Origin of the sequence: Bradyrhizobium sp. 157 (assembly GCF_023073815.1) — a bacterium.
Lineage (GTDB): Bacteria > Pseudomonadota > Alphaproteobacteria > Rhizobiales > Xanthobacteraceae > Bradyrhizobium.
The window spans coordinates 1-809 of sequence record NZ_JADPKF010000024.1 but is presented as its reverse complement, the minus strand read 5'-3'; the positions used below and the strand labels follow the sequence as shown (position 1 = coordinate 809).

Genomic DNA, 809 nt, shown 5'->3' with positions numbered 1-809 from the left:
GTCAGCGGGATCTTGATGGTGACGGAAGAACCTTCGCCGGCCACGCTCTTGATGTCGATGGTGCCGCCGATCTGGTCGATATTGGTGCGCACCACGTCCATGCCGACGCCGCGGCCGGAGACCGAGGTGACGGTGGCGGCGGTGGAAAAGCCCGGCGCGAAGATGAACTTGTGAACTTGCGCTTCGGTCATCTTCTCCAGTTCGGCCTCGGTGACGAGGCCGTTCTGCAGCGCTTTCGCCTTGATCCGCTCGGTGTTCAGCCCGCGGCCGTTATCGGCGATGCAGATGATGATGTGGCCGCCCTCGTGGTAGGCCGACAGCCTGATCGTGCCCTGCTCGCCCTTGCCGGCCGCCAGCCGCTCGGCCGGCGTCTCCAGGCCGTGGTCGGCGGAGTTGCGCACCATGTGGGTCAGGGGATCCTTGATCAGATCGAGCACCTGGCGGTCGAGCTCGGTGTCGGCGCCGTGCATCTCGAGCTCGATCTGCTTGCCGAGTTCGCCCGAGAGGTCGCGCACGATGCGCGGCAGCTTCTGCCAGGCATTGCCGATCGGCTGCATCCGCGTCTTCATGACGCCTTCCTGCAGCTCGGCGGTGACGTTGGAGAGCCGCTGCAGCGGCACCTTGAACTCGGTGTCCTCGTTGCGGCGGGAGATTTCCAGGAGCTGGTTGCGGGTCAAGACCAGCTCGGAGACCATGGTCATCAAATGTTCGAGGGTGTCGACGTTGACGCGGATCGACTGGTTGGCGATCTTGTCGGCTTCTTGGACGTCGACCTCGATCGCGGCGGCGCGCTTGGCCGGCTTGGCCTT

General features: G+C 64.9%; 1 protein-coding gene. It reads right to left on the bottom strand.

The features are described 5' to 3' along the window. Positions 1–809, bottom strand: an 809-nt coding sequence (locus tag IVA95_RS05935; protein ID WP_247509666.1) for an ATP-binding protein, incomplete at both ends; no start/stop codon positions are given.